Source organism: Nocardiopsis oceanisediminis, assembly GCF_048595525.1.
Lineage (GTDB): Bacteria > Actinomycetota > Actinomycetes > Streptosporangiales > Streptosporangiaceae > Nocardiopsis_A > Nocardiopsis_A oceanisediminis.
In genome coordinates this window covers 6,720,095-6,745,764 of record NZ_JAFMZJ010000001.1, presented here as the reverse complement: position 1 = coordinate 6,745,764, position 25,670 = coordinate 6,720,095, and the positions used below count along the sequence as shown (strand labels likewise).

General features: G+C 73.6%; 24 protein-coding genes. 15 read left to right on the top strand and 9 right to left on the bottom strand.

Going from position 1 to position 25,670, the window contains the following annotated elements:
• The first annotated feature begins 241 nt into the window (after positions 1 to 241).
• The 6 genes from J0910_RS29500 to J0910_RS29475 all read left to right on the top strand — a co-directional run bounded on the left by J0910_RS29500 (position 242) and on the right by J0910_RS29475 (position 4,262).
• On the top strand, positions 242 to 1,030 hold the full coding sequence (locus J0910_RS29500; protein WP_420161781.1) for an alpha/beta fold hydrolase: 789 nt from the start codon (positions 242 to 244) through the stop codon (positions 1,028 to 1,030).
• A gap of 360 nt (positions 1,031 to 1,390) precedes the next feature.
• Positions 1,391 to 1,672 (top strand): fluoride efflux transporter FluC, encoded by a 282-nt coding sequence (locus J0910_RS29495; protein WP_420161780.1) that lies wholly within the window; start codon positions 1,391 to 1,393, stop codon positions 1,670 to 1,672.
• Positions 1,669 to 2,031 carry a fluoride efflux transporter FluC gene (locus J0910_RS29490; protein WP_420161779.1) on the top strand — a complete coding sequence of 121 codons (363 nt, stop codon included), beginning with the start codon at positions 1,669 to 1,671 and terminating at the stop codon, positions 2,029 to 2,031. The genes J0910_RS29495 and J0910_RS29490 overlap by 4 nt, the downstream gene beginning before the upstream one ends.
• A gap of 107 nt (positions 2,032 to 2,138) precedes the next feature.
• Positions 2,139 to 3,104 carry an ABC transporter ATP-binding protein gene (locus J0910_RS29485; RefSeq protein WP_420161778.1) on the top strand — a complete coding sequence of 322 codons (966 nt, stop codon included), beginning with the start codon at positions 2,139 to 2,141 and terminating at the stop codon, positions 3,102 to 3,104.
• Positions 3,101 to 3,961, top strand: coding sequence for an ABC transporter permease (locus tag J0910_RS29480; protein ID WP_420161777.1), 861 nt, complete (start codon positions 3,101 to 3,103; stop codon positions 3,959 to 3,961). Before J0910_RS29485 ends, J0910_RS29480 begins: the two co-directional genes overlap by 4 nt.
• On the top strand, positions 3,954 to 4,262 hold the full coding sequence (locus tag J0910_RS29475) for a helix-turn-helix transcriptional regulator (RefSeq protein ID WP_420161776.1): 309 nt from the start codon (positions 3,954 to 3,956) through the stop codon (positions 4,260 to 4,262). Before J0910_RS29480 ends, J0910_RS29475 begins: the two co-directional genes overlap by 8 nt.
• Before the next feature lie 99 nt (positions 4,263 to 4,361).
• Here J0910_RS29475 and J0910_RS29470 read toward each other — a convergent pair whose 3' ends face one another.
• Complete coding sequence (locus J0910_RS29470) at positions 4,362 to 5,012, bottom strand: class II aldolase/adducin family protein (RefSeq protein WP_420161775.1); 651 nt, start codon at positions 5,010 to 5,012, stop codon at positions 4,362 to 4,364.
• A 364-nt stretch (positions 5,013 to 5,376) separates the two neighbouring features.
• Between J0910_RS29470 and J0910_RS29465 the strand changes: the two genes are divergently transcribed.
• From J0910_RS29465 to J0910_RS29440, 6 genes are all read left to right on the top strand, one after another.
• A complete protein-coding gene (locus J0910_RS29465; protein WP_420161774.1) occupies positions 5,377 to 6,909 on the top strand; it encodes an aldehyde dehydrogenase family protein in 1,533 nt (510 codons plus the stop codon).
• A gap of 54 nt (positions 6,910 to 6,963) precedes the next feature.
• Positions 6,964 to 8,517: a GMC family oxidoreductase gene (locus J0910_RS29460; protein WP_420161773.1), complete on the top strand. Its 1,554-nt coding sequence runs from the start codon at positions 6,964 to 6,966 to the stop codon at positions 8,515 to 8,517.
• 113 nt (positions 8,518 to 8,630) lie between these two features.
• Positions 8,631 to 9,746 carry a quaternary amine ABC transporter ATP-binding protein gene (locus J0910_RS29455; RefSeq protein WP_420161772.1) on the top strand — a complete coding sequence of 372 codons (1,116 nt, stop codon included), beginning with the start codon at positions 8,631 to 8,633 and terminating at the stop codon, positions 9,744 to 9,746.
• Between the two features lie 2 nt (positions 9,747 to 9,748).
• Positions 9,749 to 11,668, top strand: coding sequence for an ABC transporter permease (locus J0910_RS29450; protein WP_420161771.1), 1,920 nt, complete (start codon positions 9,749 to 9,751; stop codon positions 11,666 to 11,668).
• 13 nt (positions 11,669 to 11,681) lie between these two features.
• The gene (locus tag J0910_RS29445; protein ID WP_420161770.1) at positions 11,682 to 12,653 is read left to right on the top strand and encodes a glycine betaine ABC transporter substrate-binding protein; all 972 of its coding nucleotides are present in this window, start codon (positions 11,682 to 11,684) and stop codon (positions 12,651 to 12,653) included.
• A gap of 135 nt (positions 12,654 to 12,788) precedes the next feature.
• Positions 12,789 to 13,742, top strand: a complete 954-nt coding sequence (locus tag J0910_RS29440) for a glycine betaine ABC transporter substrate-binding protein (protein ID WP_420161769.1) — start codon at positions 12,789 to 12,791, stop codon at positions 13,740 to 13,742.
• A gap of 324 nt (positions 13,743 to 14,066) precedes the next feature.
• On the opposite strand, the gene J0910_RS29435 is transcribed toward J0910_RS29440, so the two are convergent.
• Positions 14,067 to 15,824 (bottom strand): PQQ-binding-like beta-propeller repeat protein, encoded by a 1,758-nt coding sequence (locus J0910_RS29435; RefSeq protein ID WP_420161768.1) that lies wholly within the window; start codon positions 15,822 to 15,824, stop codon positions 14,067 to 14,069.
• A gap of 292 nt (positions 15,825 to 16,116) precedes the next feature.
• Between J0910_RS29435 and J0910_RS29430 the strand changes: the two genes are divergently transcribed.
• A complete protein-coding gene (locus J0910_RS29430; RefSeq protein WP_420161767.1) occupies positions 16,117 to 17,058 on the top strand; it encodes a glycine betaine ABC transporter substrate-binding protein in 942 nt (313 codons plus the stop codon).
• A 70-nt stretch (positions 17,059 to 17,128) separates the two neighbouring features.
• On the opposite strand, the gene J0910_RS29425 is transcribed toward J0910_RS29430, so the two are convergent.
• Positions 17,129 to 17,809, bottom strand: coding sequence for a DUF5701 family protein (locus J0910_RS29425; protein ID WP_420161766.1), 681 nt, complete (start codon positions 17,807 to 17,809; stop codon positions 17,129 to 17,131).
• A gap of 197 nt (positions 17,810 to 18,006) precedes the next feature.
• Entirely contained in the window at positions 18,007 to 18,261 is a 255-nt protein-coding gene (locus J0910_RS29420) for a hypothetical protein (protein WP_420161765.1), read from the bottom strand.
• Between the two features lie 206 nt (positions 18,262 to 18,467).
• Here J0910_RS29420 and J0910_RS29415 point away from each other — a divergent pair, with 206 nt between their 5' ends.
• Positions 18,468 to 19,520 (top strand): CPBP family intramembrane glutamic endopeptidase, encoded by a 1,053-nt coding sequence (locus J0910_RS29415; protein WP_420161764.1) that lies wholly within the window; start codon positions 18,468 to 18,470, stop codon positions 19,518 to 19,520.
• Between the two features lie 254 nt (positions 19,521 to 19,774).
• Here J0910_RS29415 and purL read toward each other — a convergent pair whose 3' ends face one another.
• From purL to purS, 5 genes are all read right to left on the bottom strand, one after another.
• On the bottom strand, positions 19,775 to 22,084 hold the full coding sequence (gene purL / locus J0910_RS29410; protein WP_420161763.1) for a phosphoribosylformylglycinamidine synthase subunit PurL: 2,310 nt from the start codon (positions 22,082 to 22,084) through the stop codon (positions 19,775 to 19,777).
• 46 nt (positions 22,085 to 22,130) lie between these two features.
• A complete protein-coding gene (locus J0910_RS29405; RefSeq protein ID WP_420161762.1) occupies positions 22,131 to 22,634 on the bottom strand; it encodes a hypothetical protein in 504 nt (167 codons plus the stop codon).
• Entirely contained in the window at positions 22,631 to 23,335 is a 705-nt protein-coding gene (purQ, locus tag J0910_RS29400; RefSeq protein ID WP_420161761.1) for a phosphoribosylformylglycinamidine synthase subunit PurQ, read from the bottom strand. The genes J0910_RS29405 and purQ overlap by 4 nt, the downstream gene beginning before the upstream one ends.
• 195 nt (positions 23,336 to 23,530) lie before the next feature.
• Positions 23,531 to 23,947, bottom strand: a complete 417-nt coding sequence (locus tag J0910_RS29395; RefSeq protein ID WP_420161760.1) for an ATP-binding protein — start codon at positions 23,945 to 23,947, stop codon at positions 23,531 to 23,533.
• 100 nt (positions 23,948 to 24,047) lie between these two features.
• Entirely contained in the window at positions 24,048 to 24,290 is a 243-nt protein-coding gene (gene purS, locus J0910_RS29390) for a phosphoribosylformylglycinamidine synthase subunit PurS (RefSeq protein ID WP_026120662.1), read from the bottom strand.
• A 320-nt stretch (positions 24,291 to 24,610) separates the two neighbouring features.
• Here purS and J0910_RS29385 point away from each other — a divergent pair, with 320 nt between their 5' ends.
• Positions 24,611 to 25,207: a sigma-70 family RNA polymerase sigma factor gene (locus J0910_RS29385; protein WP_420161759.1), complete on the top strand. Its 597-nt coding sequence runs from the start codon at positions 24,611 to 24,613 to the stop codon at positions 25,205 to 25,207.
• The last annotated feature ends 463 nt before the right edge of the window (positions 25,208 to 25,670 follow it).

Here is a 25,670-nt window from a genome sequence, read left to right as displayed (position 1 = left end):
GTCGGGGAGGGCGTGCGCCCTGCCGCTCGGTACAGGGAAGACGCTACGGGGGAATCAGGACGGTTCCGGTCCGCGATCGCGGTGTTCCGCGGAGGGGGTCTCCGGGGGCGCTTCTCCGCCACCCGGGCGTCCCGGATGAACTGCGACGATGGGGATGCGGATGCGCCAGTGGCGCGTGTCACCCATGTGTTAGGTTGAGCGATCATGTCCTGACCGGCCCTGTTGTCCCGCCGGAGGTCGTATGGCCGTCGTTCCGCTGCAGCACCGCTTCGACGGGCCGCAGGACGGGCCCGTCGTCCTCCTCCTGCCGCCGTTCGGCGCCAAGTGGCCGGTCTGGGAGCCGCAGATCCCCGAGCTGACCCGGCACTGCCGGGTGCTGCGGATCAACCACCGCGGCCACGGGGCCACGCCGGCCGGGGACCAGCCCATGGTCACCGTCGGCGACCTCGGTACCGACATCGAGGCGCTGCTGGACGTGCACGGGATCGGCAGGGTGTCGGTGGTCGGCGCGGGGTTCGGCGCGATGCCGGGGACCTGGCTGGCGGTGCACCGGCCGGACCGGGTGCAGCGGATCGCCTACCTGGCCGGCGCGGCCCGGGTCCCGTGCCCGGACACCCTGCTGGAGATCGCCGAGCGCGCCCGCACCGGCGGGATGGGCCGGGTCCGCGGCGACGTCCTGCTGCCCTGGTTCACCCCCGGTTTCACCCGGGAGCGGCCCGACGTGGTGCGGTGCGTCGCCGAAGGGCTCGAAGGGGTGGACCCCGCGGGGTTCGCGGCCTGCTGCGAGGCGGCCGCGGTCACCGACCAGTTCCCCGACATCGCCCGGGTGCGCGCCCCGGCGCTGGTGGTCTCCGGCGCGCACGACCCGCTGCTGCCGCCGGGGCACGGCCGCCGGCTGGCCGCGGGGATCCCCGGGGCCCGGTTCGAGCTGCTGCGCGGCGCCGCCCACCTCGCCGGGGTGGAGCGCTCCGACCGGGTGAACGAGCTGGTGATGGAGCACCTCGCCGGGGTTCCGGCCGGCCCCGGGTAGCATCGGAGTCCGGCGGTGGGGCCCGCCGCCCCGCGAGCGGAGCGGGGGAACCGCGGTGAACCGCCGCCGACGGTCCCTGTCGGCACGGGGGCGAGCGCGCCCCCGGTCCTGCTGATGGGAGGCGCGCGTTGCCCGGAACCGCCGATGAGGAGCCCCTGGAGGGCGGGCCCCCGGAGTCCGGGGGCATCGATCCCGACGTCGACCTGCGCGACCGCCGCCAGGCGCGGGAGCTGCCGGAGGCCCCGTGGGCGGTGCTCTCGGTGATCGCCGCGGGCGGGGCGATCGGCGGCGCCGCCCGGTATGCGGCGAGCGCCCTGCTGCCGAGCGCGCCGGGGGGGGTTCCCGGCGGCGACCTTCCTGGTGAACGTCTCCGGCTGCCTGCTGATCGGGGCGCTGATGGTGCTGGTCGCCCGGTCGGGCCCGAGGCTCCGGCTGCTCCGCCCGTTCCTCGGGGTGGGGGTGCTGGGCGGCTACACCACCTTCTCCACCTACGTCATCGACGCGCAGGCCCTGCTGGACGCGGAGCGGTCCGCGACCGCCCTGGCCTACCTGGGCGGGACCCTGGTCTGCGCGCTGGCCGCGGTCTGGGCCGGGACGGCGCTGGCCGAGGCGGTGCTCGGCCGGGCCGGGGGCGGCCGGTGACCGCGCTCATGGTGGCGCTGGGCGCCGCGATCGGGGCGCCGCTGCGCTACCTGGTCGACCGGTACGTGCAGTCCCGGCACGACTCCGGGTTCCCCTGGGGGACGCACGCCGCGAACGCCACCGCCTGCCTGCTGTTCGGGGCCGCGGTGGAGGCGGCGCTGCCCGAGCGGGTGTTCGCGTTCGCCGCCACCGGGCTGCTGGGTGCGCTCTCCACCTACTCCACCTTCGGCTACGAGACGTTCGCGCTGCTGCGCACCGGGGCCCGCTTCCTCGCCTTCGCCAACGCCGCGGCCTCCATCGCGGCGGGGCTGGGCGCCGCCGCGATCGGCGCCGCGGTGGGGCGGGCGCTCACCGGCTGACCCGGTCCCGGACCGCATCCGGACACCGGCCCGGTGGTCACTGTACGGCGAGATGTAGTACAACTACTATCAATGAAGGCAGTAGTCCTACGGAAGGTCGTCGTCCTATGGCGGTAATCGGAGAGAAGGCCGGCGGCGCACCCGCCGCCCGCGGCCCGGACGGGCCGGCGGTCGTCGAGGTGAGCGGCCTGCGCATGCGCTACGGCAGCAAGGACGTGCTCAACGGCGTCGACTTCCGGATCGACCGGGGCGAGGTGCTCACCCTGCTCGGCCCGAACGGCGCCGGCAAGACCACCATCATCGAGATCCTGGAGGGCTTCCGGGCCCGCTCCGCCGGGGAGGTCCGGGTGCTGGGCGCCGACCCGATCAGCGGCGGCGAGGCGTGGCGCTCCCGGATCGGCGTCGTGCTGCAGTCCTGGCGGGACCACGCCAAATGGCGGGTGCGCGACCTGCTGGAGCTGTTCGCCGCGCACTACGCGCCCTACTCCTCGGCGGAGCGCCCGCGCCCGCGCGACGTGGACGAGCTGCTGGAGCTGGTCGGCCTGACCGGGCACGCCGGGGCCAAGGTCGCTTCGCTCTCCGGCGGCCAGCGCCGCCGGGTGGACGTCGCGGTCGGCATCGTCGGCCGCCCCGACCTGCTCTTCCTGGACGAGCCCACGGCCGGCTTCGACCCGCGGGCCCGCCGCGACTTCCACGACCTGGTGCACGCGCTGGCCGACGAGGAGGACACCACGATCCTGCTCACCACGCACGACCTGGACGAGGCGGAGAAGCTGGCGGACCGGATCCTGATGCTCGCCGACGGCCGCATCGTGGCGGACGGCAGCCCGGAGGCGCTCGCCCGGGAGCTGGGCAGCGACGCCGAGGTGCACTGGCGGATCGGCGGGGAGCGCTTCGTGCACTCCACCCCGGACGGCACCGCCTTCGTCCGGGGGCTGTTCGAGCAGCACGGCGAGGACCTCGCCGACCTGGAGGTGCGCCGGGCCGGGCTGGAGGAGGTCTACATGGACCTGGTGCGCAGATACGAGTCGGGCGGCTCCGCCGCCGGTGCGGGAGAAGGGGGCGTGCGATGAACGGCGCGGCGGGCAGGGTGCACCTGGTGCGGTTGGGCGCGCGGCGGGGCTGGATCGAGATCCGGGGGTCGCTCACCGACCCGATGGAGATGTTCGGCACGGTGCTGATGCTGGTGATCTTCCTGGTGGTCCTCTTCTTCCAGCGCGATTCCGAGCTGGACGGCACCGGGGTGAGCGCCGCGGCGGCGGGGCTGCCCGGCGTCATCGGGCTGATGGTGGTGTTCACCGGGGTCCTCGCCACGGCCGCGGCGCTCTCCATGGACCGGGAGGACGGCACCCTGCTGCGGGCCAAGGCGCTGCCCGGCGGGATGGGGGTCTACCTCGTCGGCAAGACCGTCTACATGCTGATCCTGATCGGCGCCACGGTGCTCCTGCTGCTGGTCCCCGGGCTGTTCCTGTACGACGGCACCGCGGCCGGGCTGGCCCGGGGCTGGCCGATGCTGGTCTGGGTGCTTTTCCTGGGCATCGCCGCGACCGTGCCGCTCGGCGCCGCCCTCGGCTCGCTCTTCGAGAACCCCCGGCTGGTCAACGGGATCGGCATGCTCCCGATCATGGGCCTGACCGCGATCTCCGGGGTGTTCTACCCGGTGACGGCGCTGCCCGAGTGGGTGCAGGGGATCGCCCAGGCCTTCCCGATCTACTGGACGGCGCTGGGCATGCGCGCCGCCCTGCTGCCGGACGGCATGCTCGCGGTGGAGATCGGCGAGTCCTGGCGGACGCTGGAGACGGCGGGCGTGCTCGGCGCCTGGGCGCTGCTCGGTATGGTGCTCGCACCAGTGCTGCTCCGCCGGATGGCGCGCCGGGTCAGCGGAGCCAAGGTCGAGGCGGCGCGGCAGAAGGCGATGCAGCGTGTCTGAGCAGGCCGGGGCCGCCGCGGACCGTGCGGAGAACGGGCGCGCCCGGGGCGGCCGGGCGGGCTCCGCGCCCGCGGAGCGGATCTACAACCGGATCGCGGTGATGCGGGTCGAGCGGGGCGTCTCCCGGCGCAGCCTGGCCGAGGCGCTGGGCGTGCACTACCAGACCGTGGGCTACCTGGAGCGCGGCGAGTACAGCCCCAGTCTGCACCTGGCGCTGCGGATCGCCGCCTACTTCGGGGTGCCGGTGGAGGCGGTGTTCTCCACCGAGCCCTTCCCGCTCATCGGGCACGAGGAGCGCTGACCCCTCCTCGCCGCCGGACGCCGACGCGCCGGGGCCCCGCCGAACCCGTTCGGCGGGGCCCCGGCGCGCCGGCCGTCGATGGGGCCGGAGGAGGGCGGGTCAGAACAGGAACGGGTCCGGGCCGGCCCAGCCGTCGCGGTCGCGCTCGCGGACCTCGGCCAGCTCGTCCTCGGTGAGCACCCGCGGCTCGCCCAGGCGGCGCGCCTCGGCGTAGACGCCGCAGAGCCACTCCAGCAGCGAGACGTTCTCGAAGGCCTCGGCGGCCCCGGCGCCGACGGCGACCGCGCCGTTGCAGGCCAGCAGGGCGGCCTGCCGCCCCTTGAGCGCCTTGACCGCCTGGTCGGCCAGGTCGCCGCCGCCGTAGACGGAGTACGGGGCGACCGGGACGGCGCCGCCCAGCCGGGCGGCGGCGCGGTGCACCGGGGGCAGCTCGGCGAGCACCGCGGAGACCGCGGCGGAGCGCTCGCCGTAGGACTGCACCACGGCGCCGGCCCCGGTGTGCCGGTAGACGGCGGTGTGCAGCACGGTGTCGGCGGCCGGGCCGCGGCGGCCCTCGACCACCCCGCCCTCGACGGAGAGCACCGGGCAGTCGGCCGGCTCGATCCGGTCCAGCGGGAGGCCGGCGGGGGTGACGGCGAACAGGTCTCCGCTGCGGACGCTCACCGCACCGCCGCGGCCCAGCGCGGCGCCGGTGCCGGCGAGCCGGTGGGCGGTCAGCGCGACGTCCCTGCGCTCTTGCTCAAGAAGCATGTGTCCTCGCGTGATCGCGTCGGGGGGAGGGAAGGTAGAGGGTGACGAGGGGGGACCGCCTCCTTAGGCATGCCTTATCCACGTTAACCCGAGGGCGGGCCGGTCTGTCCAGTGCCCGGACCGCCGGACGGGTGAACCGCGACACGCGCACCGGTGCGGTGCGGCCGCCGCACCTCTCGGCGATCATCACTCTCAGTGAACATGAATCGAGGTGTTGCGTGATACGCACCACCGTTGCGTGTCCGCGTTGACGCGTCTTTGTTGCGTTAATGCAGGTCAGTCGGGTGATTTTTGAATGTCTCGATGAGATAACGGCATGTTTGAGCCGTTTGAAGGCAAATCTCCTGGGCAGGACGGATCCGTGATGCAACCCTACGTAACTCTCCCGAGCAAGCAGTACCTGTCCGGCCCCGGGTCGGCGACCGCGTCGAGCATGTTCATCGGCGGCAGCTGGCGCGCCGCCGCCGAGGGCGGGACCCGCGAGGTCCTCAACCCCTACGACGCCTCCGTCCTCACCGTGGTCAGCGAGGGCACCGCGGCCGACACCGAGGCGGCGGTGGCCGCCGCGCGCCGCGCGTTCGACCAGGGCGACTGGGCGCGCCGGCCGGCGGCCGAGCGCGGGGAGATCCTGAACCGCATCGCCGACCTCCTCCAGCGCGACCGCGAGGAGATCGCGGTGATGGAGTCGCTGGACACCGGGAAGACCATCGAGGAGGGCGGGATCGACGTCGACGACGTCACCGCCGTCTTCCGCTACTACGCCGGGCTCGCCGACAAGGACGCCGGGCGGATCATCTCCGCGCCGGAGGGCGTCTTCAGCCGGGTGGTCTACGAGCCGGTCGGCGTCTGCGCGATGATCACCCCCTGGAACTACCCGCTGCTCCAGCTGGCCTGGAAGATGGCCCCGGCGATCGCGGCCGGCAACACCATGGTGGTCAAGCCGAGCGAGATCACCCCGGTCACCACCTGCAAGCTGTTCGAGCTCTGCCTGGAGGCGGGCGTCCCCGCCGACGGCGTGATCAACCTGGTGCTGGGCACCGGCGCCGAGGTCGGCGCCGCGATGGTCGAGCACCCCGACGTGGACCTGGTCTCCTTCACCGGCGGCCTGGCCACCGGCAAGCGGATCATGGCCGGCGCCGCGGAGACGGTCAAGAAGGTCGCCCTGGAGCTGGGCGGGAAGAACCCCAACATCATCTTCCCCGACGTGGACCTGGACACCGCGGTGGACTACGCGCTCACCGCCGCGTTCTTCCACTCCGGCCAGGTCTGCTCGGCCGGCGCGCGGCTCATCGTGCACGAGGACGTCCACGACGAGTTCACCGCTGAGCTGGCCCGGCGCGCCGAGGCGATCGTCATCGGCTGCGGGCAGAAGGACGGCGTCCGCTGCGGCCCGCTGGTCTCCGCCGAGCACCGCGCCAAGGTCGAGGCCGCGGTCGCGCGCGGCGTCGAGGAGGGCGCGAAGATCATCGCCGGCGGCAAGCGCCCGGACGACCCCGAGCTGGCCCGGGGCTACTTCTACCGGCCCACCGTGTTCACCGGCTGCACCCGGGACATGGACATCGTGCAGACCGAGGTGTTCGGCCCGGTCGTCACGGTGGAGACCTTCCGCACCGAGGCCGAGGCCATCGAGCTGGGCAACGACACCGACTACGGGCTGTCCGGCGGGGTGTGGACCGGCGACACCGCCCGGGGCGAGCGGGTCGCGGCCGCGCTGCGGCACGGCACCGTGTGGATCAACGAGTACGGCCCCTACTTCCCGGGGGCCGAGTGGGGCGGCTTCAAGCGCTCCGGGGTGGGACGCGAGCTGGGCAACGCGGGCCTGGACGAGTACCGCGAGGCCAAGCACATCTACCGCACCCTCGACCCCAAGCCGCAGCGCTGGTTCGGCGAGGTCTGACCTCCCCCGGACCCCGCACACCGAAGACCTCGCCCTGCTTCACAAGGAGCGTTCATGACCGAGACGGTTTACGACTACGTCATCGTGGGCGGCGGCACCGCCGGATCGGTGCTCGCCAACCGGCTCACCGAGGACCCCTCCACCAGCGTCTGCGTCATCGAGGGAGGCCCCTCCGACGTCGGCCTGGACCGGGTGCTCAAGCTGCGCGAGTGGCTCGGGCTGCTGGAGAGCGACCTCGACTACGGCTACACCACCACCGAGCAGCCCCGCGGCAACTCGCACATCGTGCACTCCCGGGCCCGGGTGCTCGGCGGCTGCTCCTCGCACAACACCCTGATCAGCTTCCGCCCGTTCGCCCAGGACATGGACGACTGGGTGGCGGCCGGCGCCGAGGGGTGGGACAACGCCACCGTGCAGTCCTACGTCGACCGGCTGAAGAACAACATCGTCCCGATCGCCGAGAAGGACCGCAACGACCTGGTCAAGGACTGGGTCACCGCCTCGGCCGAGGCCACCGGGGTCCCGGTGGTCGAGGACTTCAACGCCGCCACCTCGCACGGCGGCGGGTTCAACGACGGCGTCGGCTTCCTGTCCATCGCCTACGACCCCTACACCGGCAACCGCTCCTCGGCGTCGGTGGCCTACCTGCACCCGGTCATGGGCGAGCGGAAGAACCTCACCCTGATGCTGGAGACCTGGGCCGACCGGCTCGTCTTCGACGGCGACCGGGCCACCGGGGTGGAGGTGGTGACGCCGGAGGGCGAGCGCCGCACCGTCAGCGCCGCACGGGAGGTGGTGCTCTGCGCCGGGGCGATCGACACGCCGCGGCTGCTGCTCCTCTCCGGGATCGGCCCCAAGGGCGACCTGGAGAAGGTCGGCATCGACGTCCGGCACGACCTGCCGGGCGTCGGCGAGAACCTGATGGACCACCCGGAGTCCATCATCATGTGGGAGACCTCGCGGGACGTGCCGGACAACACCGTCATGCACTCCGACGGGGCGCTGTTCATCCGCCGGGACGAGAGCGACCCCCGTCCCGACCTGATGTTCCACACGTACCAGATCCCGTTCGACGACAACACCAAGCGGCTGGGCTACGACTCGCCGGACTGGAAGCACGCGATGTGCATGACGCCGAACATCCCGCGCTCCCGGTCCCGCGGCAAGCTCTGGCTGACCAGCTCCGACCCGAAGGAGAAGCCGGCCCTGGACTTCCGCTACTTCACCGACCCCGACGGCTACGACGAGCAGACCATCGTGGACGGCCTGAAGATCGCGCGGAAGATCGCCGAGACCGAGCCGTTCAAGTCGTGGATCGCGCGCGAGGTGGCGCCCGGCCCGGAGGTCGTCACCGACGAGCAGCTCTCCGAGTACGGGCGGAAGGCGGCGCACACCGTCTACCACCCGGCCGGCACCTGCCGGATGGGCGCGGCCGACGACGCCGCCGCGGTCGTCGACCCGCGGCTGAAGGTGCGCGGGCTGCGCGGGCTCCGGGTGGCCGACGCCTCGGTGTTCCCGACCATGACCTCGCCCAACCCGATGGTCACCGTGCTGGCCATCGGTGAGCGCGCGGCCGACCTGATCCGGGCCGACCGCACCGAGGGCTGAGCCCTCACCGCCCACGCCGTGCCCGCTCCACGGCGGAAGCGACCTGACAACGACGCGCCGTCCTCCGCGCGCCGCGCGTGCGGAGGATGGCCATCAGAGGTGACCCTTTCTCCATGAGTTCCCCTGCGAACGAAACACAACTCAACAGCGAGCCCGAGCCGAAGTTCTCCGTCCGCAGCCTGTGGAAGATCTTCGGCAGGAACGCCGACGGCATCATCGGCAGCGAGTACGAGCGCCAGGACCGCGACACCGTCCGCGAGGCGACGGGATGCACCGTCGCGGTCCGCGACGTCTCCTTCGATGTGCTGCCCGGAGAGATCTTCGTCGTCATGGGCCTCTCCGGCTCCGGCAAGTCCACCCTGATCCGCTGCCTCACCCGGCTCATCGAGCCGACGGCCGGCTCGGTGGTGCTGGACGGCACCGACATCCGCGAGTGCTCCCCGCAGGAGCTGCGCGAACTCCGCCGGCACAAGGCGGCGATGGTGTTCCAGCACTTCGGCCTGCTGCCCAACCGCAAGATCATCGACAACGTCGCCTACGGCCTGGAGGTCCGCGGCCAGAGCAAGGCCGAGCGGCACGCCCGGGCCCGCGAGATGATCGAGATGGTCGGCCTGTCCGGCTACGAGGACTCCAGGCCCGGCCAGCTCAGCGGCGGCATGCAGCAGCGCGTCGGGCTGGCCCGCGCGCTCGCGGTCGACCCCGAGGTGCTCCTCTTCGACGAGCCGTTCAGCGCGCTCGACCCGCTGATCCGCCGGGACATGCAGCAGGAGGTGCTCCGCCTCCAGCGCGAGCTGCGCAAGACCGCGGTCTTCATCACCCACGACCTGTCCGAGGCGCTCAAGCTGGGCGACCGGATCGCCATCATGCGCGACGGCGAGCTGGTCCAGGTCGGCACCGCCGAGGAGCTGGTCGGCCGCCCCGCCGACGACTACGTCCGCGACTTCGTCGCCGACGTCGCCCGCACCGACGTGCTGACCGTGCGCTGGCTGATGCGCGACCCCCGGGAGGGCGAGCCGCTGGACGGCCCGGCCGCCGAGCCGCGCACCGTGGTCCGCGAGATCGTCCCGCTGCTGGCCGAGGGCACCGCCCCGGTCCGGGTGATGGACGGCGACCGGCTGCTCGGCGTCGTCGGCCGGACCGAGGTGCTGCGCATCATCGCCGAGGACCAGTCGGACGACGGCAAGCTGGGCACCGGCCCGCAGCCGCTCGCCGACGGCGCGGAGGCCTGACCATGGCCACCGAGACCACACCCCGAACGGCCGCCGGGCCGGGCGGCGGCCCGGCGAACCCGCTCAACCGCACCTGGGTCCAGGTCGCCGCGGTCTTCGCCGTGCTGCTCGTCGGCTACGCCGTGCTCCGCGGCCGGATGCCGTTCCCCGAATCGCTCGACGTCGGCCTCGGCGCGCTCTTCGACGAGGTCTACGCCTGGATCGTCGAGAACCGCAACACCAGCCCGCTCTTCCTGTACGGCTTCAACTACGCCTCGGTCGGGCTGGGCTCCGCCGTCATCCTGATCAACCAGGGGCTGACCCTGCTCACCCCGCTCGGCGTGATGGTGCTCGGCACCTTCGCCGCCTGGCGGGTGGCCGGTACCCGGGTGGCCGCGTTCACCCTGGCCACCTTCGCGGTGTTCGGGCTGCTCGGCCTCTGGGACCAGGCGATGACCACGCTCTCGCTGATCATCACCTCGGTGCTGCTGGCGCTGCTGATCGGCATCCCGCTGGGCATCGTCGCGGGCCGCCGCCCCGGCTTCGAGCGGGCGCTCCGGCCGGTGCTGGACTTCATGCAGATCATGCCGGCCTTCGCCTACCTGATGCCGATGCTGCTGCTGTTCGGCATCGGCAACCCGGCGGCGGCCGTGGCCACCACGGTGTACGCGATCCCGCCGGCGGTGCGCATCACCGCGCTGGCCATCCGCGGCGTGGACAAGGGCGCGCTGGAGGCGGCCGAGTCGCTCGGCTCCACCCGCCGGCAGATCCTCGCCAAGGTCCAGCTGCCGCTGGCCAAGCGGACCATCATGCTCGGCGTGAACCAGACCATCATGCTCGCGGTGTCCATGGTGGTCATCGCCTCGGTGATCGGCGCCGGCGGCCTGGGCGACGCCATCTACCAGGCGCTGAACAAGGTCGACGTGGGCCGCGCCTTCGAGGCGGGCCTGGCGATCGTGCTGATGGCCATCGCGCTGGACCGGATCACCGCCGCCGCCGGCGACGAGGCCCGCGGGCCGAGAATCCCGTCGGCGCTCGGCCGCCCGCTGCTCATCGGCGGCGTGCTGGCCACCGCGGCCGCCGTGGTCGTCGGCCGGATGATCGGCCTGACCGACTGGCCCCGCGAGGTGCGGATCAGCATCTCCGACTGGGTGAACGCGGCCAACACCGCGGTGCAGGACGTCTTCGGCGGCTTCACCGCGTGGCTGGCCGAGGCCACCCTGAACCTGCTGCTGGACCCGCTCCGCTCGGTGCTCACCGACTCGCCGTGGTGGCTGGTGGTGCTGGCCGCCGCGGCCCTCGGCCTGGCCCTGGGCGGCTGGCGGATCGCGCTGGTCGGCGGGCTGTCCATCCTGGCCTGCGGGCTCCTCGGCGCCTGGGAGGAGAGCATGGACACGCTCTCCCAGGTGCTGATCGCGGCTCTGGCCACGGTGGCCGTCGGCTTCACGGTCGGCGTGCTGGCCTCGCGCAGCGACCGGCTGGCCGCGGTGCTCCGCCCGATCCTGGACGCGATGCAGACGCTGCCGCCGTTCGTCTACCTGATCCCCGCGGTCGCGCTGTTCGGCATCGGCCGCATCCCGGCGCTGGCCGCCGCGGTGGTGTACGCGCTGCCGCCGGTCATCAGACTGGTCAACGACGGCATCCGCGGCGTCTCGGCGAACACGGTGGAGGCCGCCGAGTCGCTGGGCAGCACCCGCGGGCAGATGCTGCTCAAGGTGCAGCTCCCGCTGGCCCGGCACTCGCTGCTGCTCGCGGTCAACCAGGGGATCATGATGGTCCTGGCGATGGTGGTCATCGGCGCCCTGGTCGGCGCCGGCGCGCTCGGCTACGGCGTCGTGTTCGGCATGGCCCAGAACCAGCTGGGCCTGGGCATGACCTCCGGCCTGGCCATCGTCTGCCTGGGTCTGTTCCTGGACCGGCTCACCCAGAGCGCCGCGCGCTAGGAGGAGGAGACCCATGCGCATGAAGAAGACCCGATCCCTGCTCGCCAAGGCGGCGGTGCTCGGCACGGCCGCGCTGCTGGCCACCTCCTGCGCGGTGCGCAGCACCGACATCCTGCGCGACCCCGGAACGGTGCGGATCGCACTGAACTCCTGGGTCGGCTACGAGGCCGACGCCGCGGTCATCAAGCACCTGCTGGAGGAGGAGCTGGACTACCAGGTCCAGCTGGTCCAGCTGGACGAGCAGCCGTCCTGGCAGGCCCTCGACCAGGGGGCGGTCGACGTGATCCTGGAGAACTGGGGCCACGAGGACCTGATGGAGATCTACGGGCCGGGCGGCAACGGCACCGTGGTCGACGGCGGCCCCAACGGCAACATCGGCCACATCGGCTGGTACATGCCGGAGTACCTGGTGGAGGAGTACCCCGGGATCAACACCCCGGAGGGCCTCAAGGAGCACGCGGACGTGTTCCGCACCCCGGAGAGCGGGGACAAGGGCCAGTTCCTGGCCGGCGCCCCCGGCTTCGTCACCAGCGACCAGGGCCTGATCAACCACTACGGCCTGCCGTTCGAGATCGTCTACGCCGGCTCGGAGGCGGCGCAGCTCACCGAGGTGCGCCAGCGCTACCAGGCCGGTGAGCCGGTGCTGTTCTACTCCCAGGAGCCCAGCTGGGTGCAGAGCGAGCTCGACCTGGTCCGGGTGGAGTTCCCGGAGTGGACCGAGGGCTGCGACAGCGACCCCGAGGACATCGCCTGCGACTACCCGCGCTACGACCTGAACAAGATCTACCGCGCGGGCTTCGCCGAGGAGGGCGGGGACGCCTTCGAGCTGATCGACAACTGGACCTGGGACAATGAGGACCAGAACGCGGTCGCGCGGCTCATCGCGGGCGAGAAGCAGGACCCCGAGGAGGCCGCCGCGGCCTGGGTCGAGGAGAACCCGGACGTCTGGCGGGACTGGATGCCCGAGGGGCACGACGTGCCCTGACCCCGGCGCCCCGCGGTGACCGGGCGGACCCCGGCGGCTCCGGCCGCTCCGGGGTCCGCCCGCTCTCCGGGAAGACCCGACATCCCCCGTGATCCCCCGCACGGTCCGAACACCCCGAGAACCCCAGGAACACCCATGCCCCTGTACAGGAGCGCGCCGGCCCGGGCCGCCGCGCTGGCCTCCGCCGTCCTGCTCGCCACCGCGTGCGGATCGGCCGAGGAGGAGGGGCGCGCCGGCGCCCCCCAGGTCCGGATCGCGCTGAACGGCTGGGTCGGCTACCAGGCCGACGCGGCGGTCGTCTCCTACCTGCTCGAAGAGGAACTGGGCTACCAGGTCGAACTGGTCGAGGCCGACGAGGAGGCCTCCTGGCGGGGCCTGGCCGACGGCTCGGTCGACGTGATCCTGGAGAACTGGGGCCACGAGGACCTGATGGAGCTGTACGGCGACACCGAGCGGCCGCTGGTCGTCGACGGCGGTCCCACCGGCAACGACGGCCGGATCGGCTGGTACCTGCCGGAATACCTGGTCGAGGAGCACCCCGGCATCGACACGGTGGACGGGCTGCTCGGCAAGGAGGACCTCTTCGCCGAGGGCGGCGAGGGCCCCGGCCGCCTGCTGGCCGCCGACCCCAGCTTCGTCACCCAGGACCAGGGCATGATCAACCACTTCGGCCTGGACCTGGAGATCGAGCACGCCGGCACGGAGGAGAAGCAGATCGAGCGGGTCCGCGAGGCCTACGAGAAGGAAGAGCCGGTGCTCTTCTACTTCTACGAGCCGCAGTGGCTCTTCGAGGACCTCGACCTGGTCAAGGTGGAGTTCCCGGAGTACGTCGAGCTGTGCGAGATCGACCCGGACGACGTCGGCTGCGACTACCCCGAGTACGAGCTGAACAAGGTGTTCTCCACCGCGTTCACCGAGACCGGCGGCCCGGCCCACGAGCTCATCGAGAACTGGACCTGGACCAACGAGGACCAGAACAAGGTCGCCCGGATGATCGCCGAGGAGGGCCGGGACCCGGAGCAGGCCGCCGCGGCCTGGGCCGAGGAGAACCCGGACGTCTGGCGGAAGTGGCTCCCCGAGGGGAGCTGACCGCCGGGCCCCTCCGGCCCGCGCGCCCCGGCCCCGGCCCGTCCCGCCCCGGACGGCCCGGGGCCGCCGCCGTTCCGGGGCGCCGGGCCGCCGGTCCTCCCGGGGAGCGGCGGGCTTCCGCCCTGGCCGGCCTGCGGGCCTGTTCCGGCTGCGCGGAGTCGGTTGCGGCGCCGTCCGCCCTGGACGCCCCGGGGCCGCCGTTCCCGGTCGCCGACGCACCGCCCCCGCAGAGCGGTGCGCCCCCCGCCGCGGTCGGCCTGTGCGGCGCCGCCCCGGCCGCGCGGAGCCGTCCGCCGTGCCCTCCGGTCCGGACGGCCCGGCGCGCTATCCGGCGGCGAAGAGCGGGGGCACCGGCTCCTTCCCGTACGGGTCGGGGGCCGGTCCGACGACGTACCGGCCGCCGCTCTTGTGCAGCCGCACCGGGGTGCTCTCCAGCCAGGGCACGTCCGGCAGGCCGTCGGCGACGAGCTCGGCCGGGCCCTCCCCGCCGGCGGGCAGCGCCAGGATCCGGGTCCGCGGCGGGGTGCCGTCCTCGCCGCCGCTCCCGGGGGCCCGGACGACGGCGAGCACCCGGTCGCCGCCGGCGCCGGCGACCCGCGCGAAGTGGTCCTCCGCCACCCGGCGGTTCCACCGGACCCCGCCGCGCTCCAGGTCGAAGGCGACGACCCGGTTCCCGCCCGCATCACCGGTCTCCGCGTAGAGCACCTCGCCGGCGGCGGTGAACCGGCCGCCGTGCAGATCGATCTCCCAGCGCTCCTCCTCCGACCCCACGCCGGCGGTGCCCTCGGCGCCGGTCCGGGTCCACCCGCCGCCGGCGGCGACCAGCAGCTCGTCCCCTTCGGGGACTCCGCCCTCGGTGAGGAGGTGCTCGGAGTCGGCCGCGAGGGGGTCGCTGTGCACGGTGACGGGGTCGGCCGCGACCAGGGTCAGCGAGCCGAGGCCGGAGCGGGCGGCGTCCTCGGGCAGCGCGAGCCGCTCCGACACCTCGCCGGTCGCGGTGTCCAGGAGCCCGGTGAAGGCCGCCTCCCCGCCGGGGCCGCAGGAGCCCAGCACCGCGGCGCTCCCGTCGTCCCGGGGCAGCAGCCGGAGCGGGGCGGGCGCGCACCCGTCGCCGGCGGCCGGCGGCTCCGCCGCGTCCCACAGCGGCTCGCCGTCCCCGGCACCGAACCCGGCCAGTACCGGGCCCCAGGCGACCACCGCCCGCGGCCCGGCGGACCAGGCGGAGAGGCGGCCTCCGGCCTCCCCGCCCCGCTCGGCGAGGCCGGGGACCCGGGCCTCCCAGAGCTCCGCGCCGGTGGCCAGGTCGATGCCGAGGACCGTGTCGCAGCCGCGGACGTCCTCGCCGTCTCCGCCGTCCCGCTCCACGACCAGCACGCCGACGCCGCCCTCCGCCGGTTCCGCGGCCGCCGTGCACAGCCCCGCGCCGTCGGGGGCGAACCGCCAGCGCACCTCCCCGTCCGCGGCGGCGTAGGAGGTGACCCCGGCCCGGTCGGCGCGGACCACGGTGTCGCCGGCCGGCCAGGACGCGGCGGTGTCCTCGAAGCGGGACGGGAAGCCGCGGCCGCCCCCGGAGTCGAACGCGAACGCGGTGTCCGGGGAGGCCTCCCAGAGCGGGCCGAGCACGGCACCGCTCTCCGAGATCCCCGCCTCCGGGTCCGACCACGCGGTCAGCCGGTCGCTGACCAGGAAGTACGCCAGGAAGGGCAGGATCAGGACGGCGGCGCCGAGCATCGCCCGGTCGCGCTTGCGGCGGAACGCCCGGGTGAAGTCGGCCCGGCGCGGGCCGGAGAACAGGCGCCGCAGCGAGCCGGCGCCCTCGACCGTCAGCGAGGAGCGCACGTGCCGGTCGTCCAGCGGGACGCCCCACTCGTCGCGGGGGATCCCCGCCCCGCCGCCGGACCGCTCGGAGAGCAGCGCCTCGGCGACCGCCCGCTGCGCCGCGCTCGCCCGCCTGCTCCGCGGGTCGCGGCGTTTTCCGCGGCGCGCGTCGGCCTCGCGCGCCTTGCGCAGGAGCAGCCCCCGCAGCCGCCGGCCGGCGGAGCGGCTCCGGCGGCCGGGACCGGTTCCGCGGTCCTCTGTCATCGGGGTCCTCCCGGCTCAGCGTCGGGCTTTTCGGGGGGCGTCGCTGGTCGGCGGCCACGGGATGGGACGCGCGCGCGGCGGCCGGGGTTCCGGGGGCGACCGATATGCATCATCCGCCCCATTGGTCGCAATAGAATGACGTGTCCTGCGCGGCGGCGGGCGACGGAACGCCCGCCCCGCCCGCTTCTCGGTGATAGAACGGCGCCCGCCCCGCCGGGCGCCGTCTGGTGAGGTCCGAATGCGCAGCCACCCCTCTCACGCCCGCACTCCCGACCCGAGACGCCCGGCCCGCGTGCTCCGCTCGGCCGCGGCGGCCGCCTCCCTCGTCCTTCTCGCGACCGCCTGCGGCACCGGCGGCGGAGAGGGGGGAGAAGACGACAAGACGGTGCGCATGGCCGTCAACCCGTGGGCCGGCTACGAGGCCTCCGCGGCGGTGCTGACCTACCTGCTGGAGAACGAGCTCAACGTCAAGGTCGAGCAGGTCGAGCTGGACGTCGAGCCGACCTGGCAGGAGATGGCCGCCGGCGAGGTCGACGTCAACCTGGAGAACTGGCGCCGCGACGACCTGATGGAGATCTACGGCGACCCGGGGGCCCCGAAGGTCGTCGACGGCGGCGAGACCGGCCTCTACGGCGACCACGGCTGGTACGTGCCGGCCTACGTCGCCGAGCAGCACCCCGAGGTCATGACCCTGGACGGCCTGGCGGACAACACCGACCTCTTCGCCACCCCGGAGACCCCGGGCGAGACCGGCCGGTTCATCTCCAGCGACCCGCTCTTCCAGAGCCAGGACCCCGGCATCATCAACCACTACGAGCTGGACCTGGAGATCGACTACACCGGCTCGGAGGCGAACCAGATCGCGGCGGTCCGGGAGGCCTACGAGAAGAAGGAGCCGGCCCTCTTCTACTTCTACGCGCCGCAGTGGGTCTTCGAGGACATGGACCTGGTCGAGATCGAGATGCCGGAGTACGTCGACATGTGCGAGGTCGACCCGGACGACGTCTCCTGCGGCTACCCCTCCTACGACCTCACCAAGGTCTTCAACAAGGAGTTCGCGGACCGGGGCGGCGTCGCCTACCGCTTCCTCGACCGCTGGCAGTGGTCGAACGAGGACCAGAACAAGGTCGCCAAGATGATCGCCGACGACGGCATGGCGCCGGAGAAGGCCGCCGAGGCCTGGGTCGACGACAACGAGGACGTCTGGAAGGAATGGATCCCGCCGGAGGCCTGACCCCGGACCGGGACGGAGCGGCCGGGCACCGCGGCGGGGACCCGCGGCGCCCGGGACGGCCGCGCCGGGATCAGCCGGCCCGGCCCGGGGCCCGGCCGGCCGCGGAGGCCATGCCGAGCCAGGTGTGCGGGTTGCCCTCCCAGCACCAGCCCAGCTTGGGGGCGCGGCCGCTGATCCACAGCGCGGGGACGCGGCGGTCGCCGCAGCGCGAGCCGCCCAGGGAGAAGCACTTGTTCTTCTCCAGCGCGGCCGGGAAGAGCGTCACCAGGGCGATGCCCTCCTCGATGGTCAGCGGGGTGCGGCCGCGCTCCCGGATCGCGGCCATGGCGTCGGCGGGCACCGCCCCGCAGAACTCCTCGCCCCGGTCGACGCCGGTGAGCAGGTAGGCGCGCGGATCGGGGAGCGCGGTCTCCCCGGTGGCGGTGAACCGGGCGAGCGCCCCCTCCTCGTAGGAGTGGTCGACGAACCCCGGCTTGCGCCCGCGGGGCAGCGCGGTGCGGACCATGCTCTCCTCGATCGGGACGACGTCCCTGGTCACCACCAGCACGAACGGGACCCGCCCGGGGGACCCGCCGTCCTCGTCGGGCCACGGCCCGCCGTCCGCCCCGGCCGCCTCCGCCGCCGCATCGCGCAGCGGCTTCACCAGCGCGGCGAAACCGTCCGCCCCCAGCCCGGAGAGCCCGGGGTAGTCCTTCTCCGCCAGTACGCGCACCTGGCGGTCGAATTCCTCGTATGCCCGGGATCGCTGCATGCGCTTCTCCTCACCACCGGAAGCCGTTGATCGTACGCCGTATGGTCGTACGTCGTACGGTGGTGGAACGCGGCGGTGCCGCCCCTTGTTCCCGATCGGGGGAGCGAATCCGGAAGAGCCCCGGACACCCCTCGCGGCACCCGGTGGAAGCGGGAGGGAGGGCGCGGGGCGGAGGCGGAGAGAGGGCGGCCGGGGGATCAGCGCTCGTGGCGGAGGCGCTGGTAGACCCAGTAGACGTTGAGCAGCGAGGCGGCCAGGGCGGCCGCGAAGACGAAGGCGAGCAGGGCGTTCCCGGCCCAGCTCCAGGCGAGGACGGCGGCGACGAGCAGGACGGCCGCACCGAAGACCGCGAGGATCAGGCGGAACGCCAGGGCGCTCGCGGGGCGGTCGTGGCTGCCGAGCGGCCCCTTGAGGCGTCCGCGGCGCTTGGGGCCGCCGTACTCGTTCTCCATGTCTCCCGGTCCTGTCGGGGCGCTCTGCCCCTGCTCACCAGCGTACGCCCGGGGGCCCGGGCGGCCGAGGCGGGATGACAGTTGTCACGGGGCGCGGCCGGGAAATGTCAGGGGAAAGCGATGACCTCGGCGACTGGGGCGGCCCCGGGCCGCCGCGGGATGCTCGAGGCCGGGCAGGAAGAGCAGCGTCGAACGGAGAGACCTCGATGAGCGCGTTGAGCGGACACCCCGGACCCGTGCCGGAGGAGCGCCGGGACGGCGCCGGCGGGTACCCGGCACCGGGGCCCGGACCGGAGGGGGCCGCCGGGTGGCAGGCGCCGCCGGCCCCGCCCGCGCCCCGGATCGGGGCGGCCCCGGCCGGCACCCCCTACCACCTGCTCGCCCGCAACCGGTGGAACTCCTGGTGGCGGCCGATCGTCGGGACCGTCGCCTTCCTGGTGCCCGCCCTGGTCGTGATGGTGGCGCTGAGCATCGGCGCGGGGGTCATCGCCTTCTTCAACGGGGGAATGGACGCCGGCGGCGACCCGATGGCGGTGCTGGAGGCGGCCCCGCTGGCCTTCCTCGGCGCCACCCTGCTCGGCCTGGCCAGTGCGCTCCCGATGGTGCTGCTGGCCGCCCGGCTCGTGCAGCGGCGGCCGGCGGGCACCCTCTCCTCGGTGGTCGGCCGGTTCCGCTGGCGGTGGGCGCTGACCTGCGCCGGAGCCGCGGCCGCCGCGATCGCCATCGGCTACGCGATCAGCGTCGCCACCTACCTGGCGGCCGGCCGGGACCTCGGGGAGGTCTTCGGCGCCCAGGGCTGGGAGTGGGCCGGGTGGGGCGTGTTCCTTCCCGCCGCCGCGCTGGTCCTGCTGCTCGTGCCGTTCCAGGCCGCCGCAGAGGAGTACGTCTTCCGCGGCTGGCTGATGCAGGCCTTCGGGTCCTTCATCCGCACCCCGTGGCCGGGCATCGTGGTCAGCTCGCTGCTCTTCATGTCGGTGCACGGCTACACCGGCTGGGGCGCCGCCTGGATCTTCGTCTGGGCGATGACGCTGGCCTGGCTGAGCGTGCGCACCGGCGGACTGGAGGCGGCGGTGGTCATGCACGTGTTGCACAACCTCACCGGGATGCTGGTCACCTCGGCGATGGGCGACATCGCCGCCCCGCTGGACCAGGGCGCCGTCCCGTGGGAGTTCGTCCCCGGCGCGCTCGCCCAGACCTTCGCCTTCGTGGCGCTGACCGTGCTCCTGGCCCGCCGGCACGGGGTGCAGACCCGCTCCTGAGCGGCCGCGCCCTTCGCCCGGGGCGGCCGATACGGCCCCTCGGAGCCCCGCCGGCGGGGCTCCGAGGGGCCGGCCGCTCCGTGAGCGGCGTGAGCGGGCCCGGCCGCCGCCGGACCGGGGTCCCGCCCTCCGGCGCGGAGAAAGCGGCGCCGCGGGGGGAGGGCATCGCCGGGAGGAGCGGGAGCGCTTCCCGGTGCCGTCCGGGCCGCGGCGGGGAGCGGGAGCCCCCTCGCCGCGGCCGGGCGGCCGCCGGGTCACTCGCCGTCGAAGATGCCGGGCAGGGTGGACTCGTAGGCGGTGCGCAGCTCCTGCAGCGGGATGTCGAACCCGCCGCCGGGGTGGCTCACCGACAGCGAGGAGCCGCCGACCGTGCCGATCGCGGCCGCCGGCACGCCGTGCCGGGAGCACAGCTCCTTGAAGGCGTCCTCGGCCTCCGGGCGGACCGCGACCACCGCGCGCGCACCGGACTCGCTGAACAGCGCGGTGAACGGGTCGGCCAGGTCGCCGCCGAGGCTGATCCGGCAGCCGGTGCCGCCGCGCAGCGCCGACTCGGCCAGCGCCGCCGCCAGGCCGCCGTCGGACAGGTCGTGCGCGGCCGCCGCGACGCCGTACTCGGCGGCGGAGGCCAGCACCTCGCCCAGCGCCGCCTCGGCGGCCAGGTCCACCTCGGGCGGCAGCCCGCCCAGGTGGCCGTGGACCACGTCGGCCCAGGCCGAACCGCCGAGCTCGTCCCGGGTCTCGCCCAGCAGGTAGAGCGCCGCGCCGTCGTCGGCGGCGCTGAACGCGCTGGTCAGCCGGTCGTTCACGTCGCCGATGACGCCCAGCACGCCGATCACCGGGGTCGGGTTGATCGCGGTCTCGCCGGTCTGGTTGTAGAAGCTGACGTTGCCGCCGGTGACCGGGGTGCCCAGCTGGTTGCAGGCCTCGGCCAGGCCCCGGGTGGACTCGGCGAACTGCCACATCACCGCCGGGTCCTCGGGGGAGCCGTAGTTGAGGCAGTTGGTGACGGCCAGCGGCCGGGCGCCGGTGGCGGCGACGTTCCGGTAGGCCTCGGCGAACGCGGCCCGGGTGCCGGTGTAGGGGTCGAGCCGGGTGTAGCGGCCGTTGCCGTCGGTGGCCAGCGCCACGCCCCGGTCGGAGTCGTCGGCGATCCGGATCATCCCGCCGTCGTGCGGGGCGCGCAGCACCGTGTTGCCCAGCACGTAGCTGTCGTACTGCCGGGTGATCCAGGACGGGTCGCAGACGCCGGGCGCGGCCAGCACGGTCAGCAGCTGCTCGCGCAGGGCCGCGTCGTCCTTGGGCCGGTCCAGCCGGTCCGGGGTGTCGGCCTGCAGCGCGTCCTGCTCGGCGGGGCGCGCGTAGGGGCGCTCGTACACCGGGCCCTCGTCGGCCGCGGTGCGCGGCGGCAGGTCCACGATGGTCTCGCCGCGCCAGGTCATCACCAGCCGGCCGCCGCGCTCGGCCTCCTCCGGGGTCACGTCGGTGACCTCGCCGATCACCGCGGCCTCGATGTTCCACTTGCGGCACACGGCCAGGAAGTCGTCCAGGCGGCCGGGCTCGACCACCGCCATCATCCGCTCCTGCGACTCGCTCATCAGGATCTCCTCCGGAGTGAGCGTGGAGTCGCGCAGCGGGACCCGGTCCAGCTCGATGCGCATGCCGCCGGTGCCGCCGGCGGCCAGCTCGGTGGTGGCGCAGGAGACGCCGGCGGCGCCCAGGTCCTGGATGCCGACCACCAGGTCCTGGGCGAACAGCTCCAGGCTGCACTCGATGAGCAGCTTCTCCAGGAACGGGTCGCCGACCTGGACGCTGGGCCGCTTGGCCTGGCTCTCCTCGTCGAAGGTGGCGCTGGCCAGCACCGACGCGCCGCCGATGCCGTCCGGGCCGGTGGTGGCGCCGAACAGCACCACCTTGTTGCCGGGGCCGGGCGCCTGCGCCAGCTTGATGTCGGAGTGCTCCATCACGCCCACGCACAGCGCGTTGACCAGCGGGTTGCCCGCGTAGCCGGCGCCGAAGCCGACCTCGCCGCCGATGTTGGGCAGGCCCAGGCAGTTGCCGTAGAAGGAGATACCGGAGACCACGCCGGGCAGTACCCGCCGGGTGTCCGGGGCGTCGGCCGGGCCGAAGCGCAGCGCGTCCATCACCGCCACCGGGCGGGCGCCCATGGTGAGGATGTCCCGGACGATCCCGCCGACGCCGGTGGCCGCGCCCTGGTGCGGCTCGACGTAGGAGGGGTGGTTGTGCGACTCGATCTTGAAGGTGACCGCCCGGCCCTCGCCGACGTCCACCACGCCCGCGTTCTCGCCCATGCCGACCAGCAGCGCGTCGCTGTCCGGGGCGAGTTCGCCGAACTTCTTCAGGTGCACCCTGGAGCTCTTGTAGGAGCAGTGCTCGCTCCACATGACCGAGTAGATCGCCAGCTCGGCGGCGGTGGGCCGGCGGCCGAGGATGGTGCGGACGCGGGCGTACTCGTCGTCGGCCATCCCGAGCTCGGCGTAGGGCTGCTCGGCCTCGGGCGTGCTCTCGGCGGTGGCCACGGTGTCGATGGCGCGGGAGTGGGACATGCGGTTTCCGTTCGGATGCAAGGGCGGGCGAGTGGAGCGGGCGGCTCTAGTAGTGGGCGAGCACCACTGCGGCCGGGGTCGAGTCGTCGTGGGAGACCGGGCTGGCCATCGCCATCACGGTCCCGTCGGTGAGCACGAACTCCTCCGCCGGGACCTCGTCGGGGTCGGTGTCGGAGGAGGGGACGAGCGGCTTCCAGCCGTCGTCCAGCAGCGCGCCGCGCACCTCTTCCAGTGCGTCGGCGGCGTCCAGGTCCTCCCCGCCGACGTCCAGCCCGACGGTGCGGTAGCACTCCTCGGGCCGGCCGGGGGAGATGGCGCCGCACTCCTGGTCCAGGTCGGTGTAGTCGACCGGGTCCGGGGCGCTGCCCAGGACGCCCACCGGCGGGGCGTCGCGCGGCGGCTCCGCGCTCTGCCCGCCGCCGTCGGTCCCCTGGGGGGCGGGTGCGTTCAGCGCGTTGATCAGGCCGACCGCGCCGGTGGCGACCATCCCGACCACGACCAGGCCGACGAGGACCAGCATCGTCCGCCTGGACCGCAGCAGGGCCATCATCGCGCCGACGACCCCGCGGGAACCCCGTCGGCCAGGTGGGCCAGGATCGAGGTGAAGAAGCCCAGGCCGTCCTCGGAGGGGCCGGTGAGCGCCTCGACGGCGTGCTCCGGGTGCGGCATCAGGCCGACCACGTTGCCGTGCTCGTTGGCGATCCCGGCGATGCCGCGCTCGGAGCCGTTCGGCGCCCCGCCGGCGTAGCGGACCACCACCCGGCCGGTGCGCTCCAGCTCGTCCAGGGTCTCCGGGGCGGCGGTGTAGCGGCCCTCACCGCTCTTCAGCACCACCAGGACCTCCTCGCCGGCGGTGTACCGGTTGGTCCAGGCGGTGTCGGCCGACTCCACCCGGAGCCGCTGCTCGACGTTGATGAAGTGCAGCGATTCGTTCCGGGTCAGCGCGCCCGGCAGCAGGTGGCTCTCGCACAGGATCTGGAAGCCGTTGCAGATGCCCAGCACCGGCAGGGCACCGGAGCGGGCGGCCGGCACCAGCTCGGTCATGATCGGGGCGAACCGGGCGATGGCCCCGCAGCGGAGGTAGTCCCCATAGGAGAAGCCCCCCGGCAGCACGACCGCGTCGACGCCCTTGAGGTCGGCGTCGTCGTGCCAGAGGGGGACGGGCTGGGCTCCGGCGATCCGGACCGCGCGCGCCGCGTCCTTGTCGTCGAGGGAGCCGGGGAAGGTGACGACGCCCACACGGGCTGTCATGGGCACTCTCCGAAGTTTCGTCGGTATGAGTCGCTGGCAGCCGCGGCCGCCGCGACCACGACCGGACGGGGACGGGCGGCGGACGGGAAGAACAGCGACACGTCCGCGTCCTCCCCGAGGGAGGTGGCAGGTGACGGGCGGGCTCGCTCACGAGGTTACCCGCATCGGGGGGACCGCTGGGTCCGGCCCCCGAGGTCACGGGCAGGGTTCCCGCTCGGGCAGCCGCTCGCGGAGCCGGACCAGGGTGCGCCCGGTCCGGCCCGGGGGCGGGCAGTCGAGGTCGACCTCGTCGACCAGGAGGCCCATCATCAGCAGGCCGCGCCCGGACTCGGCCTCGGGGCCGGGCATCCGCGGGGCGGGCACGGCGAAGCCGGGACCGCGGTGGGCGACGGCGATCCGGCAGTCCGCCGGACCGAAGCGGACCTCCACCCGGTAGGCGCCCCGGGAACCGTGCTCGACGGCGTTGGTGCACGCCTCCGTGGCGGCGGTGAGCAGGCGGAACGCGCGGTCTCCGGTGATGCCCCGCTCCCGGAGGGCCCGTCCGAGGATGCGTCGCATCACCGGCAGGGAACCGGGCTCCGCGGGTAGGGCGAACGAGATTCCGTCGTCCATGGGGAAATCCTCACCGTCGGCCTCACTAGAGCGATGCCCGAGGACCAGTGGACGAAACGGGGCAAGCAGAACTCAACGGATACCGCACGCCAATCGGGCGTTATTCCACCCGGAGCTCGAAGTCCTCGATGACCGGGTTGGCCAGCAGCGTCTCGGCGAGGCGGCGGACGTCGGCCAGGCGGGCCTCGTCGGCCTCGCCCTCGATCTCCACCTCGAACCGCTTGCCCTGGCGGACCTGCTCGACGCCGGCGAAGCCGAGGCGCCCGCAGGCGCCCACGATCGCCTGGCCCTGGGGGTCCAGGATCTCGGGCTTGAGCATGACGTCGACGATGACGCGGGCCACGGGGTCCTCCACGCTGGTTTTGTCCGCTGGTGCCGCGCGGGCTGCGCCGCGCGGGAAAAGCGTACGGCACCGGCCTCCGGCCGGGGCACGGAGCGCCCCCGGTCCGCCGAGGTCAGCACGGTCGCCTCCGGGCCCGGAGCGGCTGCGGCGGCGGGTGTCCTATACCGCATCACGGGTAACGAAACGGCGACGATAGGGGAATCGGCGGCACCGAGTGACGCTTATCACCGCCAAAGGTGTCATCATTGCGCGCTAGTCTGCGCGTCTAACAGTTCGATACCGATCGGTATTGAACAGCCGGTCGTCTCTAAGGGGGAGACTTGACGACCATCGAACTGGACCGCACCGAGCAGCAGAACGGCGAGACCGGGACCCTGGACTTCGCGACGGCGGTCACCCCGTACGCCGACCAGCTCTACCCCACCGCGCTGCGGATGACCCGCAACGCCGCCGACGCCGAGGACCTGGTCCAGGAGACCTTCACCAAGGCGTTCGCCAACTTCCACCAGTTCCGCGCCGGCACCAACCTGCGCGCCTGGCTGTACCGCATCCTCACCAACACGTTCATCAACGGCTACCGCAAGAAGCAGCGCGAGCCGCGCCAGGACTCCACCGACGAGATCAAGGACTGGCAGCTGGCCGCGGCCGAGGCGCACAGCTCCTCGGGTCCGCGCTCGGCCGAGGCCGAGGTCCTGGACCACATGCCCGACTCCGGCATCCGCGCCGCGCTCGCCGCGCTGCCCGAGGAGTTCCGGATGGTCGTCTACCTGGTCGACGTCGAGGGCTACCCCTACAAGGAGGTCGCCGCCCGGATGGGCACCCCGCTGGGCACGGTGATGTCCCGGCTGCACCGGGCCCGCCGCCAGCTCCGCGAGCAGCTCGTCGACTACGCCCCCGCGCCGCGCTCCGGAGCGTGAGGCCCGCCGGCCCCTCCGGCGCTCCTCCCGCCTCCCTCCGCCCCCTCTGCGGCACCCGGGCCGCCCCCGGCCCGTGCGACGGTCCCCTCGGGTGACCACGGGTGATCGTCGCCACCCCTTATCGTCACTCTCGGTGATTCACGGTTCGGTTCTCCGCGACCGGTCCGCGCTCTGCGCGGGCCGGTCGCCGCCGTTTCCGGGGGCTTTTCGGAGCGGTTCGTAGGACGCCCGAAATTTTCTTCGGACGGCCTTGCTCTTCCTAGGAAGTCCTGGTAGTTGCGGTTTTTCCGGGGTCGTGGATCATGGGGCCTCAGTCGAAAAGGCGGCGCCGGGGCTTGCGCGGGGCGTGGTGAGTTCTGTCACGATATGCGGAGGGCTGCCCGCCAAGACCCGTTACCCCGGGTGAGCGGGTGGAGGATCGGCCGATCAGCGCTCACCCTCGCGACGTCGGCCCCGAGAACCC

Bases quoted from the DNA above. Each gene is read 5' to 3' on its own strand.
- J0910_RS29445 (WP_420161770.1), top strand. From the start codon at position 11,682: ATGCGCATGAAGAAGACCCGATCCCTGCTCGCCAAGGCGGCGGTGCTC.
- J0910_RS29415 (WP_420161764.1), top strand. From the start codon at position 18,468: ATGAGCGCGTTGAGCGGACACCCCGGACCCGTGCCGGAGGAGCGCCGG.
- purQ (WP_420161761.1), bottom strand. From the start codon at position 23,335: ATGACAGCCCGTGTGGGCGTCGTCACCTTCCCCGGCTCCCTCGACGAC.
- J0910_RS29485 (WP_420161778.1), top strand. From the start codon at position 2,139: ATGGCGGTAATCGGAGAGAAGGCCGGCGGCGCACCCGCCGCCCGCGGC.
- purL (WP_420161763.1), bottom strand. From the start codon at position 22,084: ATGTCCCACTCCCGCGCCATCGACACCGTGGCCACCGCCGAGAGCACG.
- J0910_RS29465 (WP_420161774.1), top strand. From the start codon at position 5,377: ATGCAACCCTACGTAACTCTCCCGAGCAAGCAGTACCTGTCCGGCCCC.
- J0910_RS29460 (WP_420161773.1), top strand. From the start codon at position 6,964: ATGACCGAGACGGTTTACGACTACGTCATCGTGGGCGGCGGCACCGCC.
- J0910_RS29455 (WP_420161772.1), top strand. From the start codon at position 8,631: ATGAGTTCCCCTGCGAACGAAACACAACTCAACAGCGAGCCCGAGCCG.
- J0910_RS29480 (WP_420161777.1), top strand. From the start codon at position 3,101: ATGAACGGCGCGGCGGGCAGGGTGCACCTGGTGCGGTTGGGCGCGCGG.
- J0910_RS29470 (WP_420161775.1), bottom strand. From the start codon at position 5,012: ATGCTTCTTGAGCAAGAGCGCAGGGACGTCGCGCTGACCGCCCACCGG.
- J0910_RS29450 (WP_420161771.1), top strand. From the start codon at position 9,749: ATGGCCACCGAGACCACACCCCGAACGGCCGCCGGGCCGGGCGGCGGC.
- J0910_RS29435 (WP_420161768.1), bottom strand. From the start codon at position 15,824: ATGACAGAGGACCGCGGAACCGGTCCCGGCCGCCGGAGCCGCTCCGCC.
- J0910_RS29395 (WP_420161760.1), bottom strand. From the start codon at position 23,947: ATGGACGACGGAATCTCGTTCGCCCTACCCGCGGAGCCCGGTTCCCTG.
- J0910_RS29500 (WP_420161781.1), top strand. From the start codon at position 242: ATGGCCGTCGTTCCGCTGCAGCACCGCTTCGACGGGCCGCAGGACGGG.
- J0910_RS29420 (WP_420161765.1), bottom strand. From the start codon at position 18,261: ATGGAGAACGAGTACGGCGGCCCCAAGCGCCGCGGACGCCTCAAGGGG.
- J0910_RS29405 (WP_420161762.1), bottom strand. From the start codon at position 22,634: ATGATGGCCCTGCTGCGGTCCAGGCGGACGATGCTGGTCCTCGTCGGC.
- J0910_RS29440 (WP_420161769.1), top strand. From the start codon at position 12,789: ATGCCCCTGTACAGGAGCGCGCCGGCCCGGGCCGCCGCGCTGGCCTCC.
- J0910_RS29425 (WP_420161766.1), bottom strand. From the start codon at position 17,809: ATGCAGCGATCCCGGGCATACGAGGAATTCGACCGCCAGGTGCGCGTA.